This window comes from Enterobacter cloacae complex sp. IR5458, from assembly GCF_049238025.1.
Lineage (GTDB): Bacteria > Pseudomonadota > Gammaproteobacteria > Enterobacterales > Enterobacteriaceae > Enterobacter > Enterobacter kobei.
On record NZ_JBMKIF010000006.1, the window covers coordinates 84,004 to 109,664 of the forward strand.

Below are 25,661 nucleotides of genomic sequence, written 5' to 3' on the forward strand. Positions count from 1 at the left end.
TGTTTAGCGTACAGGGTCAACATACCGCCACACGTTGATTGATCTAACTCACAGAACGGGGATATTTACGGCTCACCAATTTTATTTGCTGTCATATAACTTTACACTGGCATTGTTAATTAATGGTTAATCAGGTGTGTATTTCATGAAGACAATTGCCTCCACCTCGCTTCCTGCCCATGTTCAGCAACCTCGCTACGATCGCAAGCAATTACGCTCCCGGATCGTCCATTTTGGCTTTGGCGCATTTCACCGCGCGCACCAGGCGCTGTTAACAAACCGGGTGCTGAATGAAAAAGGCGGCGACTGGGGGATTTGTGAGATTAGCCTCTTTAGCGGTGATGTGCTGATGGGCCAGCTGCGCGCGCAGGATCATCTGTTTACCGTGCTGGAGAAAGGTGCTGAAGGAAATCAGCCAATCATTGTCGGCGCCGTTCATGAATGTCTGAATGCAAAGCTTGACTCCCTGTCCGCCATTATTGAGAAATTTTGTGAGCCCCAGGTGGCGATTGTATCGCTCACCATCACCGAGAAAGGCTACTGCATCGATCCCGCGACCGGTAAGCTGGATCGACAAAACGCGCGGATCCAGCACGACCTGGACAACCCCGCCGAACCGCATTCTGCGCCTGGGATCCTGGTCGAGGCGCTACATCGCCGCCGCGAGCGAGGTTTGCCAGCGTTTACCGTGCTTTCCTGTGACAATATTCCCGACAATGGCCACGTGGTGAAAAATGCCGTGCTTGGCATAGCGCAGAAACGTTCCCCGGCGCTGGCGGAGTGGATCGAAGGCCACGTGAGTTTTCCGGGCACGATGGTCGACAGAATTGTTCCCGCGGCGACGGAGGCCTCGCTTGCAGAAATCGCCGATGCGCTCGGCGTCGACGATCCGTGTGCCATCAGCTGCGAGCCGTTTATTCAGTGGGTGGTGGAAGATAATTTTGTTGCCGGGCGTCCGGAGTGGGAAGTGGCAGGTGTCCAGATGGTGCAGGACGTTCTGCCGTGGGAACAGATGAAATTACGCATGCTCAACGGCAGCCACTCTTTCCTGGCGTATCTGGGATACCTCGCCGGGTACGCGCATATTAATGAATGTATGGAGGATGCCGCCTTCCGTGAAGCCGCCCGGCGGTTAATGCTGGAGGAGCAGGCGCCTACGCTGCGTATAAAGGATGTGGACCTGACCGCCTATGCCGACAGCCTGATTGCGCGCTTCGCCAACCCGGCGCTGCAACACCGGACCTGGCAGATTGCGATGGACGGTAGCCAGAAACTGCCGCAACGGATGCTGGATGGCATCCGCATCCACCTTGAGCGAAATACCGACTGGCCTCTTCTGGCACTGGGCGTTGCCGGCTGGATACGGTACGTCAGCGGTACCGACGAACGCGGCAATGCGATTGATGTTCGCGATCCCCTCAGCGATAAAATTCGCGCGATTGTCGGGGCCAGCCACGACGCTGACCGCGTTAACGCGCTGCTGGGGCTGAGCGAGGTCTTTGGCCACGATCTCCCCCAGAATGGCGTATTTATTGAGGCGGTGAGCGAGGCATACGCGCGCATCACCCGCCACGGCGCCCGTCAGGCTGTTATAGAAACGTTAAATATTTAACGATTATTGCGCTTAACGCGAACGGACGTCGCCTCCGTTCGCCCTTCCCCTTCTCATTGGGTACGTTTTTCGCCAGGATAAGAGAATAGTGTTATAGCATCACAATTCTCGTCTGGAGTGCATGTGACCAAAACGAACCTCATCACCGGTTTTCTCGGCAGCGGTAAAACCACCTCAATTCTCCATCTGCTGGCGAATAAAAATCCTGCAGAGAAATGGGCCGTACTGGTCAATGAATTTGGCGAAGTGGGCATTGATGGTGCGCTGCTGTCAGAGAGTGGCGCAATGATTAAAGAGATCCCCGGCGGGTGCATGTGCTGCGTCAATGGCCTGCCGATGCAGGTCGGGCTCAATACGCTGCTGCGTCAGGGTAAACCGGACCGCCTGCTGATTGAGCCTACCGGTCTGGGCCATCCGAAGCAGATCCTCGATTTGCTGACCGCACCGGTCTACGAGCCGTGGATCGATCTGCGCGCCACCCTGTGCCTGCTCGACCCGCGTCTGTTGCTTGATGAAAAATCGGTGGCCAATGAGAACTTCCGCGATCAGCTCGCCTCGGCGGACGTTATTGTCGCTAATAAAGAAGATCGCGCCACGGCGGAAAGCCAGGCCGCGCTGGAGGCGTGGTGGCAACATTTCGGCGGCAATCGTACCCGCGTGCAGACCACCCAGGGAAAAATCGATAGCGCCCTGCTCGACCTGCCTCGCCAGAATCTGGCGGAACTCCCGGCCAGCGCAGAGCATGCTCATCACCATCCCGTTAAACAGGGACTGGCGGCGCTTAGCCTGCCAGAGCACCAGCGCTGGCGGCGTAATCTGAATAGCGGCCAGGGATATCAGGCCTGCGGATGGATTTTCGATGCCGATACGGTTTTCGACACCATAGGCACCCTTGAGTGGGCCAGACTTGCGCCGGTTGATCGCGTAAAAGGCATTATGCGCACGCCAGACGGGCTGGTGCGGATCAACCGCCAGGGCGAGGATTTCTTTATCGAAACGCAAAACGTCGCGCCGCCGGATAGCCGAATAGAGTTAATTAGTGCGGTTAACGCCGACTGGAATGCCCTGCAGTCCAGCCTGTTGAAACTTCGTTTAAGTTCAGGCGGCTAACGTTGCCCCAGTTTTCACTCTATGCTGAACGTTATGACAACTCGATTTCCCCTGATATTACTGCTTAATGTCGCCGGTCTGGCGCTCTTTTTCTCCTGGTATATCCCGGCGAATCACGGTTTCTGGTTCCCGCTGGATTCAGGCCTGTTTCATTTCTTCAACCAGGCGCTGGTGAAGAGCGATGCGTTCCTGTGGCTGGTGGCAATCACCAACAACCGCGCCTTCGACGGCATTTCCTTGCTGGCGATGGGCGGTCTGATGCTCTCTTTCTGGCTCAAAGAGGATGGCACAGGGCGTCGCCGTATCCTGATCATCGGTCTGGTGATGCTTCTGGCTGCGGTGGTTATTAATCAGCTGGCGCAACATCTGATGCCGGTAAAACGCGCCAGCCCGTCGCTCTCTTTCCCGAATATTTACCGCGTCAGCGAATTGCTGCATATTCCAACGAAAGATGCGTCGAAAGACAGTTTTCCGGGCGATCACGGCATGATGCTGCTTATTTTTTCGGGTTTCATGCTGCGCTATTTCGGCAAGAAGGCATTCACTATTGCCCTGCTTATTGTGGTGATATTTGCCTTCCCGCGCGTGATGATTGGCGCTCACTGGCTGACAGATATTGTCGTGGGTTCTCTTTCAGCAGTGCTGATTGGTCTGCCGTGGGTGCTGATGACCCCCTTGAGCGATCGCCTGATTGCCGTTTTTGATCGCTATCTCCCGCGCAGAAAGCAACAAGTATTAAACAAATAACTACCGTTTTTTAACGTTAACCGTCAGGGATCATTGCGATCCCTGATAGATCACGTCCCCCGATCCTTTCACGCTGTCATATTCTCGTCATCGTATTCATGATAAAAATGAAGCAATTGCGCGATAACGCTGCGGATCTGCCGCTATTTTGAGCAATTGCCCATTTTTACTTTCTGTATCACAATTTCTTATAAAAAAAACGGTTTTTTTACTCGCAATACCCCAGGCAATCGGTTAATCTCGAACTCGTTTTGCCCCATAGGGATAATTATTTCGATGGTGAATAATTTTGTGCGCTGTGCCACAAATGTCATCAGAAACAATTGTCTCATTGTGTACAGATAATTAGTCTCGTCACGTTTGGCATTTTTATAACGATATTTGTCGTTAAGGACTTCAAGGGAAAATAAACAAAATGGTCAAATCTCAACCGTTTCTGAGATATATCTTACGGGGGATCCCGGCGATAGCAGTCGCGGTACTGTTATCTGCATGTAGTACATCGAACACCGCAAAGAATATGCATCCTGAGACGCGTGTTGTGGGAACGGAAGATTCCTCTTCACTGCAAGCTTCTCAGGATGAATTTGAAAATATGGTACGTAATCTGGACGTGAAGTCCCGTATTATGGACCAGTATGCTGACTGGAAAGGCGTGCGTTATCGTCTTGGCGGCAATACTAAAAAAGGTATTGACTGTTCCAGTTTTGTACAACGTACGTTCCGTGAGCAATTTGGATTAGATCTTCCGCGTTCGACCTACGAACAGCAGGAGATGGGCAAGTCAATTTCCCGCACCAAGCTGCGCACCGGTGACTTAGTTCTGTTCCGTGCTGGTTCAACAGGTCGACACGTTGGCATCTACATTGGTAATGACCAGTTTGTACATGCCTCCACCAGCAGCGGCGTCACCATCTCCAGCATGAACGAACCGTACTGGAAGAAGCGCTACAACGAAGCGCGCCGCGTACTGACACGCAGTTAATATCATGATTGTATCGCTGGTTATCCCTTGGCTGGCGATATAATAAAAAAAAGCACTGCTTAGGCGGTGCTTTTTTTTGCCCGTTACACTGAATATAATCAGCGGCAATTCAGGAATCACGACGTTTATGCTCACCCGCTACTTCGCCAGTCATCGCAAGATACTGTTCTTCAGCATTATTACCGGCCTGATCGCGGCTATCCTACTGGGCTCATTGCAATTTTTCTGGAGCTACCATAAGCGGGAAATCCGATTCGATACGCTAATTAAGGATGTGAGCATCTACATGGAGAACTATTTCGAGGAGCTGAAAACCTCGATCGACGTACTCCAGCCGCTCACGCTGAATAATTGCCAGGACGTTAACGCGGAGCTTACCTCGCGCGCGGCCTTCAGCATCAACGTGCGCGCCTTTCTGCTGGTCAGAAACAAAATGGCGTTCTGCTCGTCAGCCACAGGGCCGATGAATACGCCGATGGAGGAGCTGATACCCGAACTGCACATCAACAAGCAGATTGATATCGCACTGCTGCCCGGCACGCCCATGCTGCCCAACAGACCCGCCATTGCCATCTGGTATCGTAATCCGTTAGTGAAGGACGGCGGCGTATTCACCTCGGTGAATCTCAACCTGACGCCGTACCTGCTTTATACCGCGCGCCAGGAAGAGTTTGCCGGCATCGCGATTATCATCGGCGACAATGCACTATCCACCTCCTCAAGCACCCTCGTCAGGGCGCGTGATTTACATCAAACGCCTGCGCGCACCGCGACGCTCACAGAGGTCCCTCTGACCATCAAACTGTACGCCAGGGAGTGGACGAGCGACGAGATCCTCTTCGCCCTGTTCTTCGGACTGTTATGCGGGATTGCGGCAGGGTCGCTTAACTTCTACATCCTCACCCTGCGTCTCAACCCGGGCAAAGAAATTCTGAGCGCCATCAAGCGCGGTCAGTTTTATGTGGTTTATCAGCCAGTGGTGGATACGGATGCACTGCAGATGCGGGGCGTTGAAGTGCTGATGCGCTGGAAACACCCGACCATGGGTGAGATCCCACCGGACGCCTTTATCAATTTTGCCGAAGCGCAAAAGCTGATTGTCCCGCTGACGCTGCATCTGTTTGACCTCATCATTCGCGATGCGCCGGTGTTACAAACCGTGCTGCCGCCGGGCGCAAAACTGGGGATCAATATCGCGCCGGGGCATCTGCATGCGGAAAGCTTCAAAGATGATATGCGCACCTTCAAAAGCTTACTGCCGCCAGATTACTTCCAGATCGTGCTGGAGATCACCGAGCGCGACATGCTTAACCATCGGGAAGCCAGCAGCCTCTTCGAATGGCTACATAACGAAGGATTCGAAATCGCCATTGATGATTTCGGTACCGGCCACAGTGCGCTGATCTATCTTGAACATTTCACCATGGACTACCTGAAAATCGACCGTGGGTTTGTCAACGCAATTGGCACCGAAACCGTCACCTCTCCGGTGCTGGATGCTGTGCTGACGCTGGCAAGAAAGCTGAATATGTTAACCGTTGCGGAAGGGGTGGAAACGCCGGAACAGGCAGCCTGGCTGCGTGAGCATGGCGTCCACTTCCTGCAGGGATACTGGATTAGCCGTCCTATGCCGCTGGAACAATTCCGCACCTGGCAAAATAAGGTGTCGTCTCAGGCCGAATAATTTCACATTGCCTGTGACGTCACTTATTATTCAGCTTAACTGAGCCGGTCTGTAAAAAAGGGAGTCGCCGCGAGATGTTTATGCGCTTCATGTTGCTTTTGTTGGTATTAGCAAGCCTGTCGAGCCAGGCGCAAACCATCAAAGAAAACATCGCGTTCGCCGTGATTGGCGAGCCAAAGTACGCGGTCAATTTTACGCACTTCGATTACGTCAATCCTGCCGCCCCCAAAGGCGGAAAGGTCACGCTCTCCGCCACGGGAACATTTGACAACTTTAACCGCTTCGCCCTGCGTGGCGTCGCGGCGGCGCGAACGGAATCCCTTTACGATACGCTTTTTGTGACCTCCGATGATGAACCCGGCAGCTACTATCCGCTGATTGCTGATAATGTCCGCTATGCGGATAACTTCGCCTGGGCCGAAATTTCGCTCAACCCCCGGGCCCGTTTTCACGATGGCACGCCGGTTAAGGCCAGCGATGTGGCCTTTACGTTTCATAAATTTATGACCGAAGGCGTACCCCAGTTCCGCATTGTGTATAAAGGCGCAACGGTGCGCGCCATTGCCCCCCTGACCGTGCGCATTGAGCTGAGCGAGCCGAATAAAGAGAATATGCTCAGCCTGTTTTCGCTGCCGGTTATGCCTGAATCGTTCTGGAAAAAGCATAAGCTCAGCGACCCGCTCTCCACGCCGCCGCTGGCCGGCGGCCCCTACCGCATCACCGACTGGCGCATGGGGCAGTACGTGGTCTATTCCCGGGTGAAAGATTACTGGGCGGCAAACCTGCCGGTAAACCGTGGGCGCTGGAATTTCGATACCCTTCGCTATGATTACTACCTTGACGATAATGTCGCATTTGAAGCGTTCAAAGCGGGCGCCTTCGATTTACGCGTGGAGAGCAGCGCGAAAAACTGGGCGACCCGTTATATCGGCAAGAATTTCGCGAAAGGCTATATCGTTAAAGACGAGCAGAAAAACGAATCCGCCCAGGACACGCGCTGGCTGGCGTTTAATATTCAGCGTCCGGTATTCGCTGACCGCCGCGTTCGGGAAGCGATTTCCCTGGCCTTTGATTTTGAATGGATGAACAAAGCGCTGTTTTACGGGGCTTACAGCCGTGCGAACAGCTATTTCCAGAATACGGAATATGCCGCGCGTGATTATCCGAAAGCCGACGAACTGGTTCTGCTGGCCCCGCTGAAGGCGGAAGTGCCGCCGGAGGTGTTTACCACGGTCTTTCAGCCCCCGGCCTCAAACGGTGACGGCTACGACCGCGACAACCTGCTTAAGGCCAGCAAGCTGCTGGATGAGGCGGGCTGGCACCTTAAAAATCAAAAGCGCGTGGATGCCAAAACGGGTAAGCCTCTCAGCTTTGAGCTGCTGCTCTCATCCGGGGGCAACGATCAGTGGGTACTGCCGTTTAAGCACAACCTGGAGCGACTGGGGATTACCATGAACATTCGCCAGGTCGATAACGCGCAGATCACCAACCGCATGCGCAACCGTGATTACGACATGATGCAGCGTCTGTGGCCGGCTCAGCCGTGGCCGAGCTCGGACCTGCAAATTTCCTGGGCTTCCAGCTACATTGACTCCTCATACAATGCGCCAGGCGTAAAAAGCCCGGCGATTGATGCGCTGATTGCGAAAATTGTGGAGGCGCAGGGCGATAAAGCAAAACTCCTGCCGCTCGGCCGTGCCCTCGACAGGGTCTTAACCTGGAACTACTACATGCTGCCCATGTGGTATATGGGCGAAGACCGTCTGGCACGCTGGGATAAATTCTCCGTACCTGCCGTGCGCCCTGTCTACTCGCTGGGCTTTGACACCTGGTGGTATGACGTCAATAAAGCCGCCAGACTGCCCGCTGAGCGGCGATAAGGAATCATCATGGGTGCCTATCTGATTCGCCGTCTGCTGCTGGTCATTCCCACGCTGTGGGCCATCATCACCATTAACTTTTTTATCGTGCAAATCGCCCCCGGCGGCCCGGTCGATCAGGCGATTGCTGCTATTGAGTTTGGTAACAACGGCGGCATGCCCGGCGGCGGCGGCGAAGGCATGGGCGCGAGCCATGCGCGTACCGGCGTGGGGAATATCAGTGAAAGCCACTATCGCGGCGGGCGCGGGCTTGATCCTGAGGTGATCGCCGAGATCACCCACCGCTACGGCTTCGATAAGCCCATTCACGAACGCTATTTCAAGATGCTCTGGGATTATATCCGCTTTGATTTTGGCGATAGCCTGTTTCGCAGTGCGTCAGTGTTAACGTTGATCAAGCAAAGCCTGCCGGTTTCGGTCACGCTGGGGCTGTGGGGAACGCTGATTATCTACCTGGTCTCTATCCCGCTCGGGATCCGTAAAGCGGTTTACAACGGCAGCCGCTTCGATATCTGGAGCAGCACCTTCATCATCATCGGCTATGCCATCCCGGCGTTCCTGTTTGCCGTCCTGCTGATCGTCTTCTTTGCCGGGGGCAGCTATTTCGACATCTTCCCGCTACGAGGTTTAGTCTCCGCCGATTTCAGCACGCTGCCGTGGTATCAGAAAATCACCGACTATCTCTGGCATATCACGCTGCCGGTTCTGGCAACGGTGATCGGTGGGTTTGCCGCTCTGACCATGCTGACCAAAAACGCGTTTCTCGATGAAATCCGCAAGCAGTATGTTGTCACGGCCCGCGCCAAAGGGGTCAGCGAGAAGCAGATTATGTGGAAACACGTCTTCCGCAACGCCATGCTGCTGGTGATTGCCGGATTTCCCGCCACGTTCATCAGTATGTTTTTTACCGGCTCACTGTTGATAGAGGTGATGTTCTCGCTCAACGGTCTGGGGCTGCTGGGCTATGAGGCCACCGTGTCGCGTGATTATCCGGTGATGTTTGGCACACTCTATATTTTCACCCTGATTGGCCTGCTGCTGAATATCGTCAGCGATATCAGCTATACGCTGGTCGATCCCCGAATTGATTTTGAGGGCCGCTGATGCCGCGTTTAAGCCCCGTCAACCAGGCCCGCTGGGCCCGTTTTCGCCACAACCGTCGCGGCTACTGGTCGCTGTGGATTTTTGCCGTCCTGTTTGTCCTGAGCATGTGTTCGGAGCTTATCGCCAACGACAAACCGCTGCTGGTGCATTTTAACGACCGCTGGTATGTGCCGGTGCTGGCTAACTACAGTGAAAGCGACTTTGGTGGCCCGTTTGCAACACCGGCGGAGTATCAGGATCCGTGGCTGCGCCAGCAGATTGAGCAGCACGGCTGGGCCCTCTGGGCGCCGGTGCGTTTTGGTGCGAACAGCATAAACTTTGCCACCACGACCCCCTTCCCTTCCCCACCCTCGACGCAAAACTGGCTGGGGACGGACGCTAACGGTGGTGATGTGCTGGCACGCATCCTCTATGGCACACGGATTTCAATTCTCTTTGGGCTGATGCTGACACTCTTCTCCAGCGTGATGGGCGTGGTGGCGGGTGCCGTTCAGGGCTACTACGGCGGGAAAATCGACCTGTGGGGCCAGCGTATCATCGAAGTCTGGTCCGGTATGCCAACGCTATTTTTGATCATCCTGCTGTCCAGCGTGGTACAGCCGAACTTCTGGTGGCTGCTCGGCATCACCGTTCTGTTCGGCTGGATGGCGCTGGTGGGTGTCGTGCGGGCGGAGTTCCTGCGCACCCGTAATTTCGACTATATTCGCGCCGCGCAGGCGCTTGGGGTGAGCGACCGGGGGATCATCTTCCGCCATATGCTGCCTAATGCCGTCGTGGCCACGCTCACCTTCCTGCCGTTTATTCTGTGCAGCTCCATTACCACCCTCACCTCGCTGGATTTTCTGGGCTTTGGCCTGCCGTTGGGCTCACCGTCGCTCGGCGAACTGCTGCTGCAGGGCAAGAATAACCTTCAGGCACCGTGGTTAGGCATCACCGCCTTTCTTTCCGTGGCCGTGCTGCTTTCGCTACTGATTTTTATTGGCGAAGCCGTGCGCGATGCCTTTGACCCCAATAAGGCGGTATAAGATGACCCAGCCTCTTCTCAGTATTGATAACCTGTCGATTGCTTTCTCGAAACAGGGTGAGACGCGCACCGTGGTCACCGATTTGTCGCTGCAGATCCAGCGAGGTGAAACGCTGGCCCTGGTGGGGGAATCCGGTTCAGGTAAGAGTGTTTCAGCGCTCTCTATCCTGCGGCTGCTGCCTTCACCACCGGCGAGCTATGCGCAGGGGGATATTCTTTTTCACGGCAGTTCACTGCTTCATGCCGACGAACATACCCTGCGCGGTATTCGCGGCAATAAAATTGCCATGATCTTCCAGGAGCCCATGGTCTCTCTCAACCCCCTGCATACCCTGGAGAAACAGCTCTATGAAGTCTTGTCTCTGCACCGGGGCATGCGCAAAGAGGCTGCGCGGGGGGAAATACTGGATTGTCTTGAACGGACGGGCATACGCAATGCGGCCAAACGGCTGAATGATTTTCCGCATCAGCTCTCCGGCGGTGAACGCCAGCGAGTGATGATTGCCATGGCTCTGCTCACCCGGCCCGAACTGTTAATTGCCGACGAGCCGACGACGGCGCTGGACGTGACGGTGCAGGCGCAAATATTGACGCTGCTGCGGGAGCTGCGCGACGAGCTGAACATGAGCCTGCTGTTTATCACGCACAACCTGAGTATTGTGAAAAAGCTGGCGGACAGCGTCGCGGTCATGCAAAACGGCCGATGCGTTGAACAGAATAGCGCATCCACGCTGCTGAACGCGCCACAGCACCCTTATACGCAGCGTCTGCTCAACAGCGAACCTTCCGGCGACCCGGTTCCGCTCACGGCGGACAGCACTCCGCTGCTGCGCGTTGAGGATTTGTCCGTCTCCTTCCCGATCCGCAAAGGCATTCTGCGGCGTATCGTCGACCCAAACCCGGTCCTGAAAAATATCCGCTTCTCGCTGCGTCCCGGTGAATCCCTGGGGCTGGTGGGCGAATCCGGTTCGGGTAAAAGCACCACCGGTCTGGCACTGCTGCGCTTAATTGCCTCTCAGGGCGAGATCCTTTTTGACGACATGCCGCTGCATCGCTGGAACCGCCGCCAGATGCTGCCGGTGCGCCCGCGTATGCAGGTGGTGTTTCAGGATCCCAACTCCTCGCTTAACCCGCGCCTCAGCGTGTTGCAGATTGTCGAAGAGGGTTTGCGCGTTCACCAGCCCGGCCTGAACGCGCAGCAGCGTGAGCAGGAGGTCATCCAGGCGATGGCCGAAGTGGGCTTAGATCCCGATACCCGTCACCGTTATCCGGCGGAATTTTCCGGCGGGCAGCGCCAGCGTATCGCCATCGCCCGTGCGCTGATCCTGAAACCGGAGCTGATTATTCTGGATGAACCCACCTCCTCTCTGGACAGAACTGTCCAGGCGCAGATTCTGGCATTGCTGAAAGGGCTACAGGAAAAGCATCGGCTGGCCTATATCTTCATCAGCCACGATCTGCAGGTGGTGCGGGCGCTATGCCATCAGGTGATTGTTTTGCGACAGGGTGAGGTGGTCGAACAGGGGGAATGCCAGCCCGTATTTACTGCGCCAACGCAGAGCTACACGCGCCAGCTGCTGGCAGCAGACTAGCGCTCAGAACGGGTACTGGCCGGAAAAAGGCTCAGCAATCGCAACACCAAAGTTTTTCAGACGGCAGGTGGCGGCAAATTCATCCTGGCTTTTAACAAACAGGCACGGCTCGCCTTCGCACTCCAGTACGGAGCTGTCCACTTCGATATCCGTCAGGGCCTGACTGAGACGCTCCATCACCCGCCACGCATTTTCGTCGCTTGGGCTCAACAGTTTGAGCGCCACGAGGCAATTGTCACTGCCCGCGCCGTTTTGCGGAATCGGTTCAACTTTCGAACCTGCAAAACCCGCCGACCAGCGATAGCTCTGGGGCAAGCGATGGACAATGGAGAGTTGTAATGTATTCACGTTCGTTCCCCGGAAGCAAAATTTACTTCACAATTTATTTACATTTATAGTAACACATCATCGCTAACCTGCACTATTCAGCGCTTTTTTATCGGTATAGAGGTTCGCGTCGGCGCTATATGTACCCGTTTCTGCGATCTAACTCAACCTTTTTGAATACAATGATGTGACTTTTTACATAAATAGATTTTACATAAAATAAACAAACACGGGATAAACGAACGCGGGTTTGGTTGATATGTATCAACAAAAAAGGCCCTGTCGGGCCTTATCTGCTCATCAATGAGCCACTTTTCGTGGCCGGCTGGCATAAAGACAGAAGAGGACGGAGCTGGTTGCGCAAAACGCCATCGCCCATAGCATAGGCCAGGCCGTGGTGAAGGTCGCCATAGACAGTAATGCCCCGACGATAGCGCCAATTCCGAAGCGGAACGTCCCCGCCAGTGACGATGCGGTTCCCGCCATATGCGGGAATTCATCGAGGATCACCGCCATCGCATTTGAGGATATCATCGACACGCAGCCCACAAAGGCCGCCACGCCAATCACCAGCGCCCAGAAGCCCACGCCCAGGAATGCACTGACCACCAGCCAGACAGCCATCACAAACTGGATCCACAGCCCGGCGCGGAACATGTTCAGCGCGCCGACCCGCCGGACAAAGCGGCTGTTAATAATAGTCAGTACAAACAGGAAGACGATATTGAGCGCAAAGTAATAACCAAAGTGCTGCGGAGAAACATGGTTCAGCTCGATATAAACAAACGGCCCGGCGCTCAGGAAGGAGAACATCCCGGCGAAGCTGAACCCGCTTGCCAGCATATAGCTCAGCACGCGCTTGTGGCGAAACAGCGAGGCAAAGTTACCTATTGTGGTGCGAATGTGGAATTTCTGGCGGTGCTCGGCAGGAAGCGTTTCATCAATAAAGAAGAAAATCATTGCAGAGGCCAGCAGTGCAGCCAGCGCCAGGATCCAAAAAATCGCATGCCAGCTAAACCACACCAGAACCGCCCCACCGGCCATCGGAGCCACCAGCGGCGCAATCGTCGTCACCAGCATGACAAACGACATCATGCGGGAGAACTCTTCTTTCGGGTAGATATCACGCATCAGGGCGTTGATCACCACACTCGCTGCAGCAGCGGCCAGACCGTGCAAAAATCGCATGAAAATCAGATGATCGATGGTTTGCGCCAGCGCGCAGGCCACCGCCGCCCCGGCAAAGACCAGCGTTCCGCCCAGAATAACCGGTTTGCGCCCCAGGCTGTCGGCCATCGGGCCGTACAATAACTGGCCGAGAGCAAAGCCGAGAATATAGGTGCTGAGCGTCATCTGTGCGCTGCCAGCCGGTACGCCAAACTGCGCGGAAATGACCGGCAGCGCGGGCAGATACATATCTATAGACAGCGGCATCAACATGGCCAGCAGGCCAAGAATGAAGACAATTTTGAACGACGAGTGTGGCCTGGTGGTCACAGAAATCTCCTGAAATTAGTGCGAAGGCAGACCGACGCTGGCGATCTCTTCTTCCGTCAGCGGGCGATATTCGCCAGGCGCCAGGTCGGGATCGAGCGCGATTGCGCCAATACGTTCGCGATGCAGACCGACAACGCGGTTACCCACTGCGGCAAACATGCGTTTAACCTGATGGTAGCGCCCTTCGCTGATGGTCAGACGGACTTCCGTCGGCGTGATCACGTCCAGCACCGCCGGTTTAGTCAGGTCTTTTTCATTATGCAGCTGAACGCCTTTCGCGAATTGCTCTGCCGTGTCATCCGCAACCGGCGACTCCAGCGTGACCAGATAGGTTTTCTCGCAGTGGTGGCGTGGGGAAGTAATACGGTGTGACCACTGCCCGTCGTCGGTCATCAGCACCAGCCCGGTGGTGTCGATGTCGAGGCGGCCCGCGGCATGCAGCTTATGCGCCACCGGTTCGTCGAGGAAATAGAGTACCGTCGGGTGATCGGGATCGTCCGTTGAGCAGACGTAGCCTTCCGGCTTGTGGAGCATGAAGTAGCGCGGGCCGTTCTGCTGGGTCAGCGGATTGCCGTCGTATTCAACCTGATGCTCAGGTTGAAGTTTGAAAGCGCTGTCTCTCACAATGTCGCCATCCACGGTAACGCGGCTGGCGCGAATTTCGCGCCCGGCAATAGCGCGGCTTACGCCGAGTTGCTGAGCGATAAACTTATCAAGTCGCATGAAATCTTTTTAGCCTTAATGGTGCTGGAAGTCGGACCGTGCGTCCGAAAAAGAAGCAGTCAGGAACGGTTCAGTATAATGGTCTGGTTGCGCCACTCAAGGGAAAAAGTTTCGTGGCATACTATATGCGGATTAACGAAACTGAGACACCATGACTTTTACACTTCGTCCCTATCAGCAGGAAGCCGTTGACGCTACCCTCGCCTGGTTTCGCAAACACCGGGAACCGGCGGCGATTGTCCTCCCGACCGGCGCAGGCAAAAGCCTGGTCATTGCCGAGCTGGCCCGCCTGGCGCGTGGCCGCGTGCTGGTGCTGGCGCACGTCAAAGAGCTGGTCGCGCAGAACCACGCCAAGTATTGCGCGCTGGGGCTGGAGGCCGATATTTTCGCCGCCGGGCTCAAGCGTAAAGAGAGCCACGGTAAGGTTGTCTTTGGCAGCGTGCAGTCGGTCGCCCGCAACCTGGATCTGTTTCGCAGCGAATTTTCGCTGCTGATTGTCGACGAGTGTCACCGCATCAGCGATGACGACGACAGCCAGTATCAGCAAATCCTCACGCACCTGAAAGAGGTGAACCCTCACTTACGCCTGCTGGGCCTGACGGCAACTCCGTTTCGCCTGGGCAAAGGCTGGATTTACCGCTTTCATTATCACGGCATGGTGCGTGGCGATGAAAAAGCGCTGTTCAGCGACTGTATCTACGAACTTCCGCTGCGCTACATGATTAAACACGGCTACCTGACGCCGCCCGAGCGGCTGGATATGCCGGTGGTACAGTACGACTTCAGCCGGTTACAGGCGCAGAGCAACGGCTTATTCAGCGAAGCGGATCTCAACCAGGAGTTGAATAAGCAAAAGCGCATAACGCCGCATATCATCAGCCAGATTGAGGAGTTTGCCGCGGCGCGCAAAGGGGTGATGATCTTTGCCGCGACAGTCGAGCACGCGCGAGAAATTACCGGACTGCTCCCCGCTGACGATGCCGCGTTAATTACCGGCGAAACGCCCGGCCCTGAGCGTGACAGGTTGATTGAGGCGTTTAAAGCCCAGCAGTTCCGCTATCTGGTGAATGTTTCCGTGCTAACCACCGGTTTTGACGCCCCGCACGTCGACCTGATTGCGATTTTGCGCCCGACGGAATCCGTCAGCCTGTATCAGCAGATTGTCGGTCGTGGTCTGCGCCTGGCACCGGGCAAAACTGACTGTCTGATCCTCGATTACGCCGGTAACCCGCACGATCTTTACTCTCCCGAAGTGGGCACGCCAAAAGGCAAAAGTGACAACGTGCCGGTACAGGTGTTTTGTCCAGCCTGCGGGTTTGCCAACACCTTCTGGGGGAAAACCACCGCCGACGGCACGCTGATTGAACACTTTGGCCGCCGCTGTCAGGGCTGGTTTGAAGATGGTGACGGGCATCGCGAGCAGTGCGATTTCCGTTTTCGTTTCAAAAACTGTCCACAGTGCAACGCCGAAAATGACATTGCCGCCCGCCGCTGCCGTGAGTGCGACACGGTGCTGGTCGACCCGGACGACATGCTGAAAGCGGCGCTGAAGCTGAAAGATGCGCTGGTGCTGCGCTGTTCCGGCATGGCCTTACAGCCGGGCGCGGATGAAAAAGGCGAGTGGCTAAAAATTACCTATTACGACGAGGACGGCGCTGACGTCAGCGAGCGGTTCCGGGTACAGACGCCAGCCCAGCGCACGGCATTTGAGCAACTGTTTATCCGCCCACATACCCGCACGCCTGGCGTGCCGCTGCGCTGGATCACCGTGGCGGATATCGTGCATCAGCAGGCGCTGCTGCGCCATCCGGATTTTGTTGTCGCCCGCAAAAAAGGCCAGTTCTGGCAGGTACGTGAGAAGGTCTTTGACTATGAAGGTCGCTATCGTCGGGCAAATGAATTGCGTGGTTAGCAGGACTTTTCATTGATGTGGACAGCGTTTGAGTATAAAATGCCGCCCGCTTCACATCCGTGGGGCAGAACACTCACCTGCTGCTGGGTCGCCTGTAGTAGGGTTTTAAATACAGAGAGAAATCAATGTTCACTATCGAAGCAGAAGTACGTAACGTGCAGGGTAAGGGTGCGAGCCGCCGCCTGCGTACCGCTAACAAGTTCCCGGCTATCGTTTACGGTGGCGAAGCTGCTCCAGTTGCAATCGAACTGGATCACGACAAAGTATGGAACCTGCAGACCAAAGCTGAATTCTACAGCGAAGTTCTGACCATCGTTGTTGGCGGTAAAGAAGAAAAAGTGAAAGTTCAGGCTGTTCAGCGTCACGCGTTCAAGCCAAAACTGACTCACATCGACTTCGTTCGCGCGTAATCGCAAACCTGTCGAGAAAAACCCCGCTTCGGCGGGGTTTTTTTATGGCGATTATTTACCGCCCGAGGTGCGACGCTGAAGCTGATCGCGCAGGTTTGGCGGCGTGCCTTTGATGGTCAGCGTATCGGTGGCAGGATCCCAGAAGATACGTTCCCCCAGCAGCATGGCATCGAAGTTGATGGTTAACCCACCGCCGCTCCCGGCAAATTTGGTTAACTGACGCAGCGTACTGCGATCCGCCGGGAAGCTCTCTTCAAGCTCATAGCCTTTCTCTGCGGTGAACGCCTGGAAGCTGACTTCGCTGACGCCCGCCAGCTCTTTTGAGAGCGACTCCAGCTCAATCTCTTCCCCCGCCTGCAGCTGTTCGTTGCAGTAGCTGTAAACCTGCTGACGCACGTTCTGGCGTTCAGATTTATCGAGCTGCGCCTCAGCCGTAAAGTCATCTACCGCCTGCAACAGCCCTTTGTTCTGCGCTTTGGCGTTAAGTCCTTCGCTGGCGCCGAGGAAATCCATAAAGAAATCGGCCACTTTGCGGCCCACACGCCCTTTCAGGAAGGTCAGGTAGCGGGTCGATTCCGGGTTGGTTTCCCACTCGGTCAAATCAATCCGCGCCACAATATCCGCATGGTTGATATCCAGATAATGCGTCGAGCTGATATCCAGCTGCTCATTCACGCGCATGCTGCTTAAGTTATTCAGCACGGTAACCAGCAGATACTCTACCGCCAGGTAGCGATAGTGGCAGAACAGGACGATGCCGCCGTCAGCGAACGGATATTTTGCCAGCTCGTCGCGCAGACGCCCGGTGGCCGCGCGGCTAAACGCCAGGAAATCCTCTTCCCCCTGACGCTGCAGGCGCAGGCTATCAGCCAGTTCACTCTCTTCGCTGAACAGACCATAGGCTTTATTTTTGGCGCTGTAGACGCGATGCAACTCAGCCATCATTTCCACAACGGTCGCCGTGGGTTCCAGTAACGAATCGCGTAGCACCACTTCAAGGGTTTGCTCATCACGCTTGATAAGCTGGTGCAAGGCAATCTGGTTGATTTCCAGACTCATGATAAACTCTCCTTTTAGACCGGGCGGTATTCAACCACCACCAGGACATGTGTGCAACAACAGATAAAAAAGGGGAAAAAAAGCTGTTGCTACGGTAATATGTTGCCCTTTCATCAACAAACTGATTTTGATTTATGCCACAACATTCCCGCTACAGTGATGAACACGTTGAACAACTGCTCAGTGAGCTGGTCAACGTACTGGAAAAACATAAAACGCCGACCGATCTCTCCCTGATGGTTTTGGGAAATATGGTCACCAACCTTATCAACACCAGCGTTGCTCCGGCTCAGCGTCAGGCGATCGCAAAATCTTTCGCCCAGGCTTTACAGTCATCCGTCAGCAACGACAAGGCCCATTAAGGGAAACGAACAACAGTTTATGGTGACGAATCGTCAGCGCTACCGTGAAAAAGTCTCCCAGATGGTCAGCTGGGGACACTGGTTTGCCCTGTTTAACATTCTGTTAGCGGCGGTGATTGGCTGTCGTTATCTGTTTGTCGCAGACTGGCCAACCACGCTAACCGGGCGTATCTACTCCTGGATAAGCGTTGTCGGTCACTTTAGCTTTTTGGTATTCGCCACCTATCTGCTGATCCTGTTTCCTCTGACGTTTATCGTCATGTCGCAGCGTCTGATGCGGTTCTTATCCGCAATCCTTGCCACAGCAGGGATGACGCTGCTGCTTATCGACAGTGAAGTCTTCACCCGTTTCCACCTGCATCTTAACCCTATCGTCTGGGAACTGGTGATCAACCCTGACCAGAACGAAACGGCCCGTGACTGGCAGCTGATGTTTATCAGCGTCCCGGTGATCCTGCTGATTGAGATGTTGTTCGCCACCTGGAGCTGGCAAAAGCTCCGCAGCCTGACCCGACGCCGCCACTACGCGAAGCCCGTCGCCGCACTCTTTTTCATCTCATTTATCAGTTCGCACATCATGTACATCTGGGCGGATGCGAACTTCTATCGCCCCATTACGATGCAGCGTGCCAACCTGCCGCTCTCGTACCCCATGACGGCCCGTCGCTTCCTTGAGAAACACGGCCTGTTAGATGCCCAGGAGTATCAGCGTCGTCTGGTCGAACAGGGTAATCCGGAAGCGGTCAGCGTTCAGTATCCGCTGAGTGAACTGCGCTATCGCGATATGGGCCGCGGACAAAACGTCCTGCTGATTACCGTCGATGGTCTGAACTATTCCCGTTACGAGAAGCAGATGCCTGCGCTGGCCGATTTCGCGAGTCAAAACGTCTCGTTCACCCAGCATATGAGTTCCGGGAACACTACCGATGCGGGCATCTTTGGCCTGTTCTATGGCATTTCTGCCGGATACATGGATGGCGTTCTGGCTGCGCGCATTCCTGCGGCGCTAATTACCGGACTGAATCAGCAAGGCTATCAGTTAGGGTTGTTCTCATCCGATGGCTTTAACAGCCCACTCTACCGCCAGGCGCTGTTGTCTGATTTCTCGCTGCCTGCTGCGCAGAGCCAGTCTGATACCCAGACCGCAAACCAGTGGATAAACTGGCTGCAGCGCTACGCCCAGGAAGATAACCGCTGGTTCTCGTGGGTGGCCTTTAACGGCACCACGCTTGACGACAGCAACCAGACTGGCTTTGCCCGCCGATACAGCCGTGCGGCCAGCAATGTTGACGCGCAGATTGGCCGCGTTCTTGACGCGCTACGCGAATCAGGCAAGCTCGATAACACTGTCGTGATTGTGACCGCAGGCCATGGTGTACCGCTCGGCGACGAAACGAAGAGCATGAGCTGGTCACGCCCGAACCTGCATGTACCGCTGGTGATCCACTGGCCGGGAACGCCGGCGCAGCGCATCAATATGCTCACTGAACATAAAGATGTTATGACGACCCTGATGCAACGCCTGCTGCACGTCAGTACGCCAGCAAACGAGTATTCGCAGGGGCAGGATCTCTTCAGCGCCGCGCGTCGCCATAATTGGGTGACATCAGCAGACGGTAACACGCTGGCGGTGACCACACCGACGCTGACGCTGGTGCTGAACAGTAACGGAAATTACCAGACGTATAATCTGCAGGGTGAACGGTTGAAGGACCAGAAACCGCAGCTGAGCCTGTTGCTGCAGGTCCTGACGGATGAGAAGCGCTTTATCGCTAACTGATTAATTATAAACCAGTTAGCGACAGATTCTCTTGCATTCGAAACGGAATCGAGTAGTATCTTTTTATGCGTCGGCACGTAGCGCAGCCTGGTAGCGCACCGTCATGGGGTGTCGGGGGTCGGAGGTTCAAATCCTCTCGTGCCGACCAAAAATACATTGAAAACCAGCCTCTTATGGCTGGTTTTTTTTATGCATAAAAAAGCCACCCCGCAGGATGGCTTCCTTATCGCACGTCGGCGCTTAGTGCTTCTCACGTCCACCCAGGAAGAAAATACCCAGCGGGATGGCAAGCAGAACGGTGAAGACAAGGCTGTAAACGAAGATCATCGCCGATTGCAGAACATACATGCTGGTGGTCCAGGCGGAGAGAGGAATGTTGTACTGTTCGATAACGCCAACAATGGTCGCCCGCCCCACGCACGCGGCCGCAATCATAAACACAACCAGTAGCGCCAGGAGGAACTTGCGGCCTTCAGGTGTTTTCAGTTTTGCACGAACCATCTCTCTTCCCTTTACAGATGAATAACATTATGTGGCGTTCAAAATAACACGATCTGCCGCCAGATACCATTTCAGCACAAAAAACTGGATTTATAGTATAAGCCAGGTTTATTACACCACTTATATTGAAAATGTAAGTAAATGACGCTAATCATTCATAAGTGTTATGCTAATCTGATTCGGCTCGTTTTGACATAAAGGAATGACAATGAAAAACGCACCTAAATTTGCCATCGCCCTGATTGCCGCGTGCATCAGCACCGGCGCTTTCGCCAGCGAAACCCAAAAAGAGCAGCCGCTGGAAAAAGTTGCCCCCTATCCGAAAGCGGACAAAGGGATGAAACGTCAGGTGATTCAGCTACCGGTTCTGCAGGACGAAGCGAACTACAAAGTGGAGCTGTTGATTGGTAAAACGCTGGAAGTGGATTGTAACCAGCACCGACTGGGCGGCCAACTGGAGAGCAAAACGCTGGAAGGTTGGGGCTACGATTACTACGTCTTCGACAAAGTGACCTCCCCCGTCTCCACCATGATGGCGTGCCCGGACGGCAAGAAAGAGAAGAAATTTGTAACGGCATATCTGGGTGATAACAGTCTGCTGCGCTATAACAGCAAGTTGCCTGTCGTGGTGTATACGCCTGAAAACGTAGAAGTGAAATACCGCGTATGGAAAGCGGATGAGAATGTCGGACAAGCGGTAGTACGTTGAAATTAAGTCGGGTGGCGGCTTCGCCTTACCCGACCTACAACACTAAAAACGGTAACGAATGTTACCGTTTTGCTTTTACCTTACAGGGCGATATCCGCAACCGGTTTGTTTTCAGCCTGAGGCTTCAGTTCCGCCTTTGGCGCAGCATCCGCTGCCTGCGGCTTCACATATTGCAACTGCAATACGCGGCTGGTGTATTCCAGCTCCTGCTCCGTCGCGTCGACATTCCCGTTCAGCTTCGTACCGTAGGATGGAATAATCGTTTTCAGCTTCGCCTGCCATTCCGGGCTGGCAACTTTATCTTTAAACACTTTTTCCATCAGGTGCAGCATGATTGGCGCAGCAGTAGATGCACCCGGTGACGCGCCCAGCAGCGCGGCAATCGTGCCATCCTTATCGCTCACCACTTCCGTACCCAGACGCAGCACGCCGCCCTCTTTCGGGTCACGCTTGATGATCTGAACGCGCTGTCCCGCCTGCCACAGACGCCAGTCTTCTTTCTTCGCCTGCGGATAGTACTCTTTCAGCGCCTCGAAGCGTTCCTCGTCAGAGAGCATCACCTGGCTGATGAGATATTTCACCAGATCGAAGTTATCCAGACCCACGTCCATCATCGGCTTGACGTTAGAGGTGGTCGTGGCGCTGAGCAGATCCCACAGGGAGCCATTTTTCAGGAACTTGGTGGAGAAGGTCGCGAACGGTCCGAACAGCACCACGCGCTTACCGTCAAGCATACGGGTGTCGATGTGTGGAACAGACATCGGCGGTGCACCGACGGAAGCCTGACCGTACACTTTTGCCAGATGACGATTCACCACTTCCGGGTTCTCGGATACCAGGAACTGACCGCCAACCGGGAAGCCCGCATAGTCGTCAGCTTCAGGAATACCGGACTCCTGCAGCAGTTTCAGCGCCGCCCCACCGGCACCAATAAAGACAAACTTCGCCTTGATGACGTGCTCGGCTTCGTTGTTTTTCAGATCGGCAACGGTCACGCTCCAGCTGTTATCCGCGTTGCGCTTAAAACCACGCACTTCGGTGCTGAGCTGCAGGTTGAAGTTCTCTTTCTTCTTCAGAGACGTCACCAGCTGACGGGTAATTTCGCCATAGTTAACGTCGGTACCAATTTCGGTCCGGGTCGCGGCCACTTTCTGGTTCGGGTCACGACCTTCCATCACCAGCGGCGCCCACTCTTTGATCTGAGCGTGGTCTTCAGAGTATTTCATCCCACGGAAGAGCGTGCTCTGCTGCAGCGCAGCGTAACGCGCGCGCAGGAAGTTGACGTTCTGCTCGCCCCACACAAAGCTCATGTGCGGTACGGTGTTAATGAAGGAGTGCGGGTCATGCATCACGCCGCTGTTGACCTGGTGAGACCAGAACTGGCGTGAGATCTGAAACGCTTCGTTGATCTCTACCGCCTTCTCGATACTAATGGAACCGTCCTTTTTCTGCGGCGTATAGTTCAGTTCCATGAGTGCCGAATGTCCGGTACCGGCGTTGTTCCAGCCGTTCGAACTTTCCTGCGCCACGCCATCAAGGCGCTCGACCATGGTCATGGACCAGTCCGGCTGAAGTTCTTGCAGATAGGTTCCCAGCGTGGCGCTCATGATACCGCCACCAATTAAAAGGACGTCCGTTTCCTGCTCTTTAGGGGTGTCAGCTTTCGCCGCCATAGAGACGGTGTTAAGCCCCACGGCCAGAGAAAAGAGCATGGCAGTCATTTTTTTCATAATTTATGCCTTAGTGTAAAAGTGCTTGATGCGTGGAAATTGCAGGTGAAAAAAGCTGCGGAGGCACGGTAACAACTTTTAAATATTGTTTAAAGGTTACGAAATTATTGTAATTGTGAAATTTAATGGTGGGTTGTTTGTAAGGAATTATCGATGTGGCTGGTAAATCGTGGGTTTACTGGCTAGTATGTGGCGTTTTGTGATCGCGCGCACGGAAGCCTGCCCTAATCTGCGAAAAGTTATGTCCTTACCCCATTCTGCTGTACCCGGCGAAGACCGCGTCACCACGGTCCTTAGCTCGCCAAAACTTCTGATGCGTGAAACTCTGGCGGGCGTCATTACCGCCCTGGCCCTGGTCCCTGAAGTGATCTCATTTTCGGTGGTTGCAGGCGTTGATCCCAAAGTCAGCCTGATCGCCTCCGTGGTGTTGTGTTTTGCTTTGTCTGTGCTGGGCGGTCGTCCGGCGATGGTCACGGCGGCGGCCGGTTCCGTGGCGCTGGTTATTGGCCCGATGGTGCACCAGCACGGCGTGCAGTACATTCTTCCGGCGGTTCTCATGGCGGGGGTGATCCAAATACTGTTTGGCGCACTGGGCATGGCAAGGCTGATGCGCTTTATCCCTCAGTCGGTGATGACCGGGTTTGTTAACGCCCTCGGCATCTTAATTTTCTTTGCTCAGGTTCCGCACTTCTGGAGCCGAAGCCCGTTAATCGTCGGCCTGTTCGTGCTCACGCTGCTTATCGTGCTGTGGGTGCCGCGCTATATCAAAAGCATCCCTTCCCCGCTGATTGCGATAGTGGTGCTCACGGTGTTCACCGTTACCAGCGGGCAAATTCTGCCGACGGTGGGTGATGAAGGCTCGATGAGTGGCGGGTTACCGGGACTGACGCAACTGCTGGTCCCCCTGAACATAGAAACGTTAAGCATTATCTGGCCGTGCGCGTTAAGCATTGCGTTCGTCGGGCTGCTGGAGTCACTGCTGACGGCGAAGCTGGTGGATGAACTGACCGTCACACCGTCCAGTAAACGCCGTGAAAGCATCGGGTTGGGCGTGGGCAATATCCTGGCCGGGCTCTATGGCGGGATCGCAGGCTGCGCGATGATTGGACAAACCATCGTCAACGTGGAGATGGGGAAAGGCCGAAGCCGTATTTCAACGTTAGCGGCTGGCATCGTTTTACTGGTGCTGGTGACGGCGCTGAGCGACGTGATGGCTAAAATTCCGATGGCGGTGCTGGCAGGCATTATGGCGATAGTCGCCATCAAAACCTTCAGCTGGCACAGCATTCAGCCCGCAACGGTAAAAAATGCACCGGTTGCGGAAACCGTCGTGATGCTGGTGACGGTCGCCGCAACGGTATCAACCGGTAACCTGGCGATTGGCGTGCTGGGGGGGATTATCGTCATGGCACTGCTTCCCGCCCGCATTAAACGTCGTCTTAAAGCAGAAAAAGCGTTGCAAGCCCAAGAAAAATAAAGAAACCACCGGTATCGGTGATGGCAGTGATCATCACGCTCGACCCCACCGCGGGGTCGCGCCCCAGTTTGGTCATGGTCAGTGGAATAATGACCCCCATCATCGATGCCACCAGTAAATTCAGCACCATCGCCAGCATCATCACCCCGCCTAAGGCCATATCGTCATACAGCCACCAGGTGATGCCCCCCATAATGCCGCCCCACACCAGGCCGTTGATCAGCGCCACCCCCATCTCCCTGAAGATCAGAAAGGCGAAATTGCCGGGCTGAATATTTTCCAGCGCCAGCGCGCGGACGATCATCGTGATGGTCTGGTTTCCGGTGTTGCCGCCAATCCCGGCCACAATCGGCATCAATGACGCCAGGGCCACCAGCTGTGAAATGGTGTGTTCAAAGCCATCGATTACGCGGGAGGCGATAAAGGCGGTACACAAATTAATGGCAAGCCACGCCCAGCGCGTTTTCACCGCCTTACCGACGGAGGCGTGGACGTCATCTTCGGCACTGATCCCCCCGAGCGCGCGCAGGTCGTTATCGGTCTCTTCGTAGACCACGTCAACGATCTCATCAACCGTCAGACGGCCCATCAGCTTGCCGACGGAATCCACGACGGCCGCACTCACGAGGTCGTCACGTTCGAAGGTACGTGCCGCTTTTTCAGCATCGTCTTCCGGAGAGAAGACCATCGGCTCGTTTTCCATCACCTCACTGACTCGCCGCTGGGTGCTGTTAAGCAGGATCGTTTTCAGCTCCAGCTCGCCCAGCAGGGTTTTATCCCGCGAGGTAACGAACAGTTTATCGGTGTTATCCGGCATCTTGCCCAGGCGACGCAGGTAGCGCTGCACGGTACCGAGCGTGACGTCCGGACGCACCGTGATAACGCCAAACTCCATGATCGCGCCGACGCTATTTTTCTCGTAGTGCATCACCTGACGGACACGCGCGCGCTCATCGGCAGGCAGGGAGGCCAGCAGGCGACCGGTCAGGTTACGCGGCAGGTGTTGTACAAGGTAAATCTGTTCGTCGATATCCAGCGTTTGCAGCGCATCGAGGATGTCCCGGTCGCTCATCTCGTCGATCAGGTCATCCCAGACGTTTTCCGAAGCTTCAAGCAGTACCTGCCCGCGCTCGTGATCCTGCACCAGACGCCACAGGGCGTGACGCTCTTCGGAGGGAAGTGCTTCGAGCGTATCCGCCAGATCCGGCGGGGGTAAATGAGCAACCAGCGCACCTACCTCAGCAATATCGTCGGCTAAAGTGCCGACATCATATTGCTCAGCCAGGGTCAGTTTGCCTAATAACGTAGAAGTGACCGCTTTATCGGTCGTGAGAAGCCAGATGAGTCGCGCACGCTCCTGATCGCGCTGCCTGGCGCTGTTTTTCTTTAATACCGACATCAATCATAAATCCATTAAATGAGTTGGCGTTAAGCAT

General features: G+C 55.0%; 22 protein-coding genes and 1 tRNA gene. 16 read left to right on the plus strand and 7 right to left on the minus strand.

The window, feature by feature from the left end:
* The first annotated feature begins 145 nt into the window (after positions 1-145).
* From ACOTYN_RS06800 to yejF, 9 genes are all read left to right on the plus strand, one after another.
* Positions 146-1,612, plus strand: coding sequence for a mannitol dehydrogenase family protein (locus tag ACOTYN_RS06800; RefSeq protein WP_071922035.1), 1,467 nt, complete (start codon positions 146-148; stop codon positions 1,610-1,612).
* A gap of 123 nt (positions 1,613-1,735) precedes the next feature.
* On the plus strand, positions 1,736-2,722 hold the full coding sequence (locus tag ACOTYN_RS06805; protein ID WP_071922034.1) for a CobW family GTP-binding protein: 987 nt from the start codon (positions 1,736-1,738) through the stop codon (positions 2,720-2,722).
* Positions 2,723-2,755: 33 nt separating this feature from the next.
* On the plus strand, positions 2,756-3,469 hold the full coding sequence (locus ACOTYN_RS06810; protein ID WP_014884583.1) for a phosphatase PAP2 family protein: 714 nt from the start codon (positions 2,756-2,758) through the stop codon (positions 3,467-3,469).
* 415 nt (positions 3,470-3,884) lie between these two features.
* Positions 3,885-4,454 carry a bifunctional murein DD-endopeptidase/murein LD-carboxypeptidase gene (gene mepS, locus ACOTYN_RS06815; RefSeq protein ID WP_014884584.1) on the plus strand — a complete coding sequence of 190 codons (570 nt, stop codon included), beginning with the start codon at positions 3,885-3,887 and terminating at the stop codon, positions 4,452-4,454.
* A 127-nt stretch (positions 4,455-4,581) separates the two neighbouring features.
* Complete coding sequence (locus ACOTYN_RS06820; protein WP_332957041.1) at positions 4,582-6,138, plus strand: cyclic di-GMP phosphodiesterase; 1,557 nt, start codon at positions 4,582-4,584, stop codon at positions 6,136-6,138.
* Positions 6,139-6,212: 74 nt separating this feature from the next.
* Positions 6,213-8,018, plus strand: coding sequence for an extracellular solute-binding protein (locus ACOTYN_RS06825; protein WP_332957042.1), 1,806 nt, complete (start codon positions 6,213-6,215; stop codon positions 8,016-8,018).
* A gap of 9 nt (positions 8,019-8,027) precedes the next feature.
* Positions 8,028-9,122, plus strand: coding sequence for a microcin C ABC transporter permease YejB (locus ACOTYN_RS06830; RefSeq protein WP_032636009.1), 1,095 nt, complete (start codon positions 8,028-8,030; stop codon positions 9,120-9,122).
* Positions 9,122-10,147: an ABC transporter permease gene (locus tag ACOTYN_RS06835; protein ID WP_014884588.1), complete on the plus strand. Its 1,026-nt coding sequence runs from the start codon at positions 9,122-9,124 to the stop codon at positions 10,145-10,147. Before ACOTYN_RS06830 ends, ACOTYN_RS06835 begins: the two co-directional genes overlap by 1 nt.
* Position 10,148: 1 nt before the next feature.
* The gene (gene yejF, locus ACOTYN_RS06840; protein WP_071922029.1) at positions 10,149-11,738 is read left to right on the plus strand and encodes a microcin C ABC transporter ATP-binding protein YejF; all 1,590 of its coding nucleotides are present in this window, start codon (positions 10,149-10,151) and stop codon (positions 11,736-11,738) included.
* 3 nt (positions 11,739-11,741) lie between these two features.
* Here the strand turns inward: yejF and ACOTYN_RS06845 are convergent, their stop codons facing one another.
* The 3 genes from ACOTYN_RS06845 to rsuA all read right to left on the minus strand — a co-directional run bounded on the left by ACOTYN_RS06845 (position 11,742) and on the right by rsuA (position 14,285).
* Positions 11,742-12,086: a YejG family protein gene (locus ACOTYN_RS06845; RefSeq protein WP_014884590.1), complete on the minus strand. Its 345-nt coding sequence runs from the start codon at positions 12,084-12,086 to the stop codon at positions 11,742-11,744.
* Positions 12,087-12,365: 279 nt separating this feature from the next.
* Positions 12,366-13,562: a Bcr/CflA family multidrug efflux MFS transporter gene (locus ACOTYN_RS06850; protein ID WP_023330939.1), complete on the minus strand. Its 1,197-nt coding sequence runs from the start codon at positions 13,560-13,562 to the stop codon at positions 12,366-12,368.
* 15 nt (positions 13,563-13,577) lie between these two features.
* Positions 13,578-14,285: a 16S rRNA pseudouridine(516) synthase RsuA gene (rsuA, locus tag ACOTYN_RS06855; protein ID WP_014884592.1), complete on the minus strand. Its 708-nt coding sequence runs from the start codon at positions 14,283-14,285 to the stop codon at positions 13,578-13,580.
* 151 nt (positions 14,286-14,436) lie between these two features.
* Here rsuA and ACOTYN_RS06860 point away from each other — a divergent pair, with 151 nt between their 5' ends.
* Positions 14,437-16,197 (plus strand): DEAD/DEAH box helicase, encoded by a 1,761-nt coding sequence (locus ACOTYN_RS06860; protein WP_071922028.1) that lies wholly within the window; start codon positions 14,437-14,439, stop codon positions 16,195-16,197.
* A 125-nt stretch (positions 16,198-16,322) separates the two neighbouring features.
* Positions 16,323-16,607, plus strand: coding sequence for a 50S ribosomal protein L25 (gene rplY / locus ACOTYN_RS06865; RefSeq protein WP_014884594.1), 285 nt, complete (start codon positions 16,323-16,325; stop codon positions 16,605-16,607).
* A gap of 51 nt (positions 16,608-16,658) precedes the next feature.
* Here rplY and yejK read toward each other — a convergent pair whose 3' ends face one another.
* Positions 16,659-17,666 carry a nucleoid-associated protein YejK gene (gene yejK, locus ACOTYN_RS06870; protein WP_014884595.1) on the minus strand — a complete coding sequence of 336 codons (1,008 nt, stop codon included), beginning with the start codon at positions 17,664-17,666 and terminating at the stop codon, positions 16,659-16,661.
* A gap of 134 nt (positions 17,667-17,800) precedes the next feature.
* Here yejK and ACOTYN_RS06875 point away from each other — a divergent pair, with 134 nt between their 5' ends.
* The 3 genes from ACOTYN_RS06875 (at position 17,801) to ACOTYN_RS06885 (ending at position 19,956) form a co-directional block, all read left to right on the plus strand.
* Complete coding sequence (locus ACOTYN_RS06875) at positions 17,801-18,028, plus strand: YejL family protein (protein WP_071922027.1); 228 nt, start codon at positions 17,801-17,803, stop codon at positions 18,026-18,028.
* Between the two features lie 19 nt (positions 18,029-18,047).
* Positions 18,048-19,808: an LPS biosynthesis-modulating metalloenzyme YejM gene (yejM, locus tag ACOTYN_RS06880; protein ID WP_023330941.1), complete on the plus strand. Its 1,761-nt coding sequence runs from the start codon at positions 18,048-18,050 to the stop codon at positions 19,806-19,808.
* Positions 19,809-19,879: 71 nt separating this feature from the next.
* Positions 19,880-19,956 (plus strand) — tRNA-Pro (locus ACOTYN_RS06885).
* A 92-nt stretch (positions 19,957-20,048) separates the two neighbouring features.
* On the opposite strand, the gene ACOTYN_RS06890 is transcribed toward ACOTYN_RS06885, so the two are convergent.
* On the minus strand, positions 20,049-20,309 hold the full coding sequence (locus ACOTYN_RS06890; RefSeq protein WP_008500962.1) for a DUF2534 family protein: 261 nt from the start codon (positions 20,307-20,309) through the stop codon (positions 20,049-20,051).
* A gap of 208 nt (positions 20,310-20,517) precedes the next feature.
* Here ACOTYN_RS06890 and eco point away from each other — a divergent pair, with 208 nt between their 5' ends.
* Positions 20,518-21,018 (plus strand): serine protease inhibitor ecotin, encoded by a 501-nt coding sequence (gene eco / locus ACOTYN_RS06895; protein WP_045134317.1) that lies wholly within the window; start codon positions 20,518-20,520, stop codon positions 21,016-21,018.
* Between the two features lie 80 nt (positions 21,019-21,098).
* Here eco and mqo read toward each other — a convergent pair whose 3' ends face one another.
* Positions 21,099-22,748, minus strand: coding sequence for a malate dehydrogenase (quinone) (mqo, locus tag ACOTYN_RS06900; RefSeq protein WP_014884599.1), 1,650 nt, complete (start codon positions 22,746-22,748; stop codon positions 21,099-21,101).
* Positions 22,749-22,935: 187 nt separating this feature from the next.
* Between mqo and ACOTYN_RS06905 the strand changes: the two genes are divergently transcribed.
* Entirely contained in the window at positions 22,936-24,225 is a 1,290-nt protein-coding gene (locus tag ACOTYN_RS06905; RefSeq protein ID WP_071922026.1) for a SulP family inorganic anion transporter, read from the plus strand.
* On the opposite strand, the gene mgtE is transcribed toward ACOTYN_RS06905, so the two are convergent.
* A complete protein-coding gene (mgtE, locus tag ACOTYN_RS06910) occupies positions 24,188-25,624 on the minus strand; it encodes a magnesium transporter (RefSeq protein WP_014884601.1) in 1,437 nt (478 codons plus the stop codon). The genes ACOTYN_RS06905 and mgtE overlap by 38 nt on opposite strands.
* Positions 25,625-25,661 lie beyond the last annotated feature (37 nt).

Excerpts from the sequence above, each read along its gene's own strand:
- ACOTYN_RS06800 (WP_071922035.1), top strand. The coding sequence starts at position 146 with ATGAAGACAATTGCCTCCACCTCGCTTCCTGCCCATGTTCAGCAACCT.
- ACOTYN_RS06810 (WP_014884583.1), top strand. The coding sequence starts at position 2,756 with ATGACAACTCGATTTCCCCTGATATTACTGCTTAATGTCGCCGGTCTG.
- mepS (WP_014884584.1), top strand. The coding sequence starts at position 3,885 with ATGGTCAAATCTCAACCGTTTCTGAGATATATCTTACGGGGGATCCCG.
- ACOTYN_RS06820 (WP_332957041.1), top strand. The coding sequence starts at position 4,582 with ATGCTCACCCGCTACTTCGCCAGTCATCGCAAGATACTGTTCTTCAGC.
- ACOTYN_RS06825 (WP_332957042.1), top strand. The coding sequence starts at position 6,213 with ATGTTTATGCGCTTCATGTTGCTTTTGTTGGTATTAGCAAGCCTGTCG.
- ACOTYN_RS06830 (WP_032636009.1), top strand. The coding sequence starts at position 8,028 with ATGGGTGCCTATCTGATTCGCCGTCTGCTGCTGGTCATTCCCACGCTG.
- ACOTYN_RS06835 (WP_014884588.1), top strand. The coding sequence starts at position 9,122 with ATGCCGCGTTTAAGCCCCGTCAACCAGGCCCGCTGGGCCCGTTTTCGC.
- yejF (WP_071922029.1), top strand. The coding sequence starts at position 10,149 with ATGACCCAGCCTCTTCTCAGTATTGATAACCTGTCGATTGCTTTCTCG.
- rsuA (WP_014884592.1), bottom strand. The coding sequence starts at position 14,285 with ATGCGACTTGATAAGTTTATCGCTCAGCAACTCGGCGTAAGCCGCGCT.
- ACOTYN_RS06860 (WP_071922028.1), top strand. The coding sequence starts at position 14,437 with ATGACTTTTACACTTCGTCCCTATCAGCAGGAAGCCGTTGACGCTACC.
- rplY (WP_014884594.1), top strand. The coding sequence starts at position 16,323 with ATGTTCACTATCGAAGCAGAAGTACGTAACGTGCAGGGTAAGGGTGCG.
- yejK (WP_014884595.1), bottom strand. The coding sequence starts at position 17,666 with ATGAGTCTGGAAATCAACCAGATTGCCTTGCACCAGCTTATCAAGCGT.
- ACOTYN_RS06875 (WP_071922027.1), top strand. The coding sequence starts at position 17,801 with ATGCCACAACATTCCCGCTACAGTGATGAACACGTTGAACAACTGCTC.
- yejM (WP_023330941.1), top strand. The coding sequence starts at position 18,048 with ATGGTGACGAATCGTCAGCGCTACCGTGAAAAAGTCTCCCAGATGGTC.
- ACOTYN_RS06890 (WP_008500962.1), bottom strand. The coding sequence starts at position 20,309 with ATGGTTCGTGCAAAACTGAAAACACCTGAAGGCCGCAAGTTCCTCCTG.
- eco (WP_045134317.1), top strand. The coding sequence starts at position 20,518 with ATGAAAAACGCACCTAAATTTGCCATCGCCCTGATTGCCGCGTGCATC.
- mqo (WP_014884599.1), bottom strand. The coding sequence starts at position 22,748 with ATGAAAAAAATGACTGCCATGCTCTTTTCTCTGGCCGTGGGGCTTAAC.
- ACOTYN_RS06905 (WP_071922026.1), top strand. The coding sequence starts at position 22,936 with ATGTGGCGTTTTGTGATCGCGCGCACGGAAGCCTGCCCTAATCTGCGA.
- mgtE (WP_014884601.1), bottom strand. The coding sequence starts at position 25,624 with ATGTCGGTATTAAAGAAAAACAGCGCCAGGCAGCGCGATCAGGAGCGT.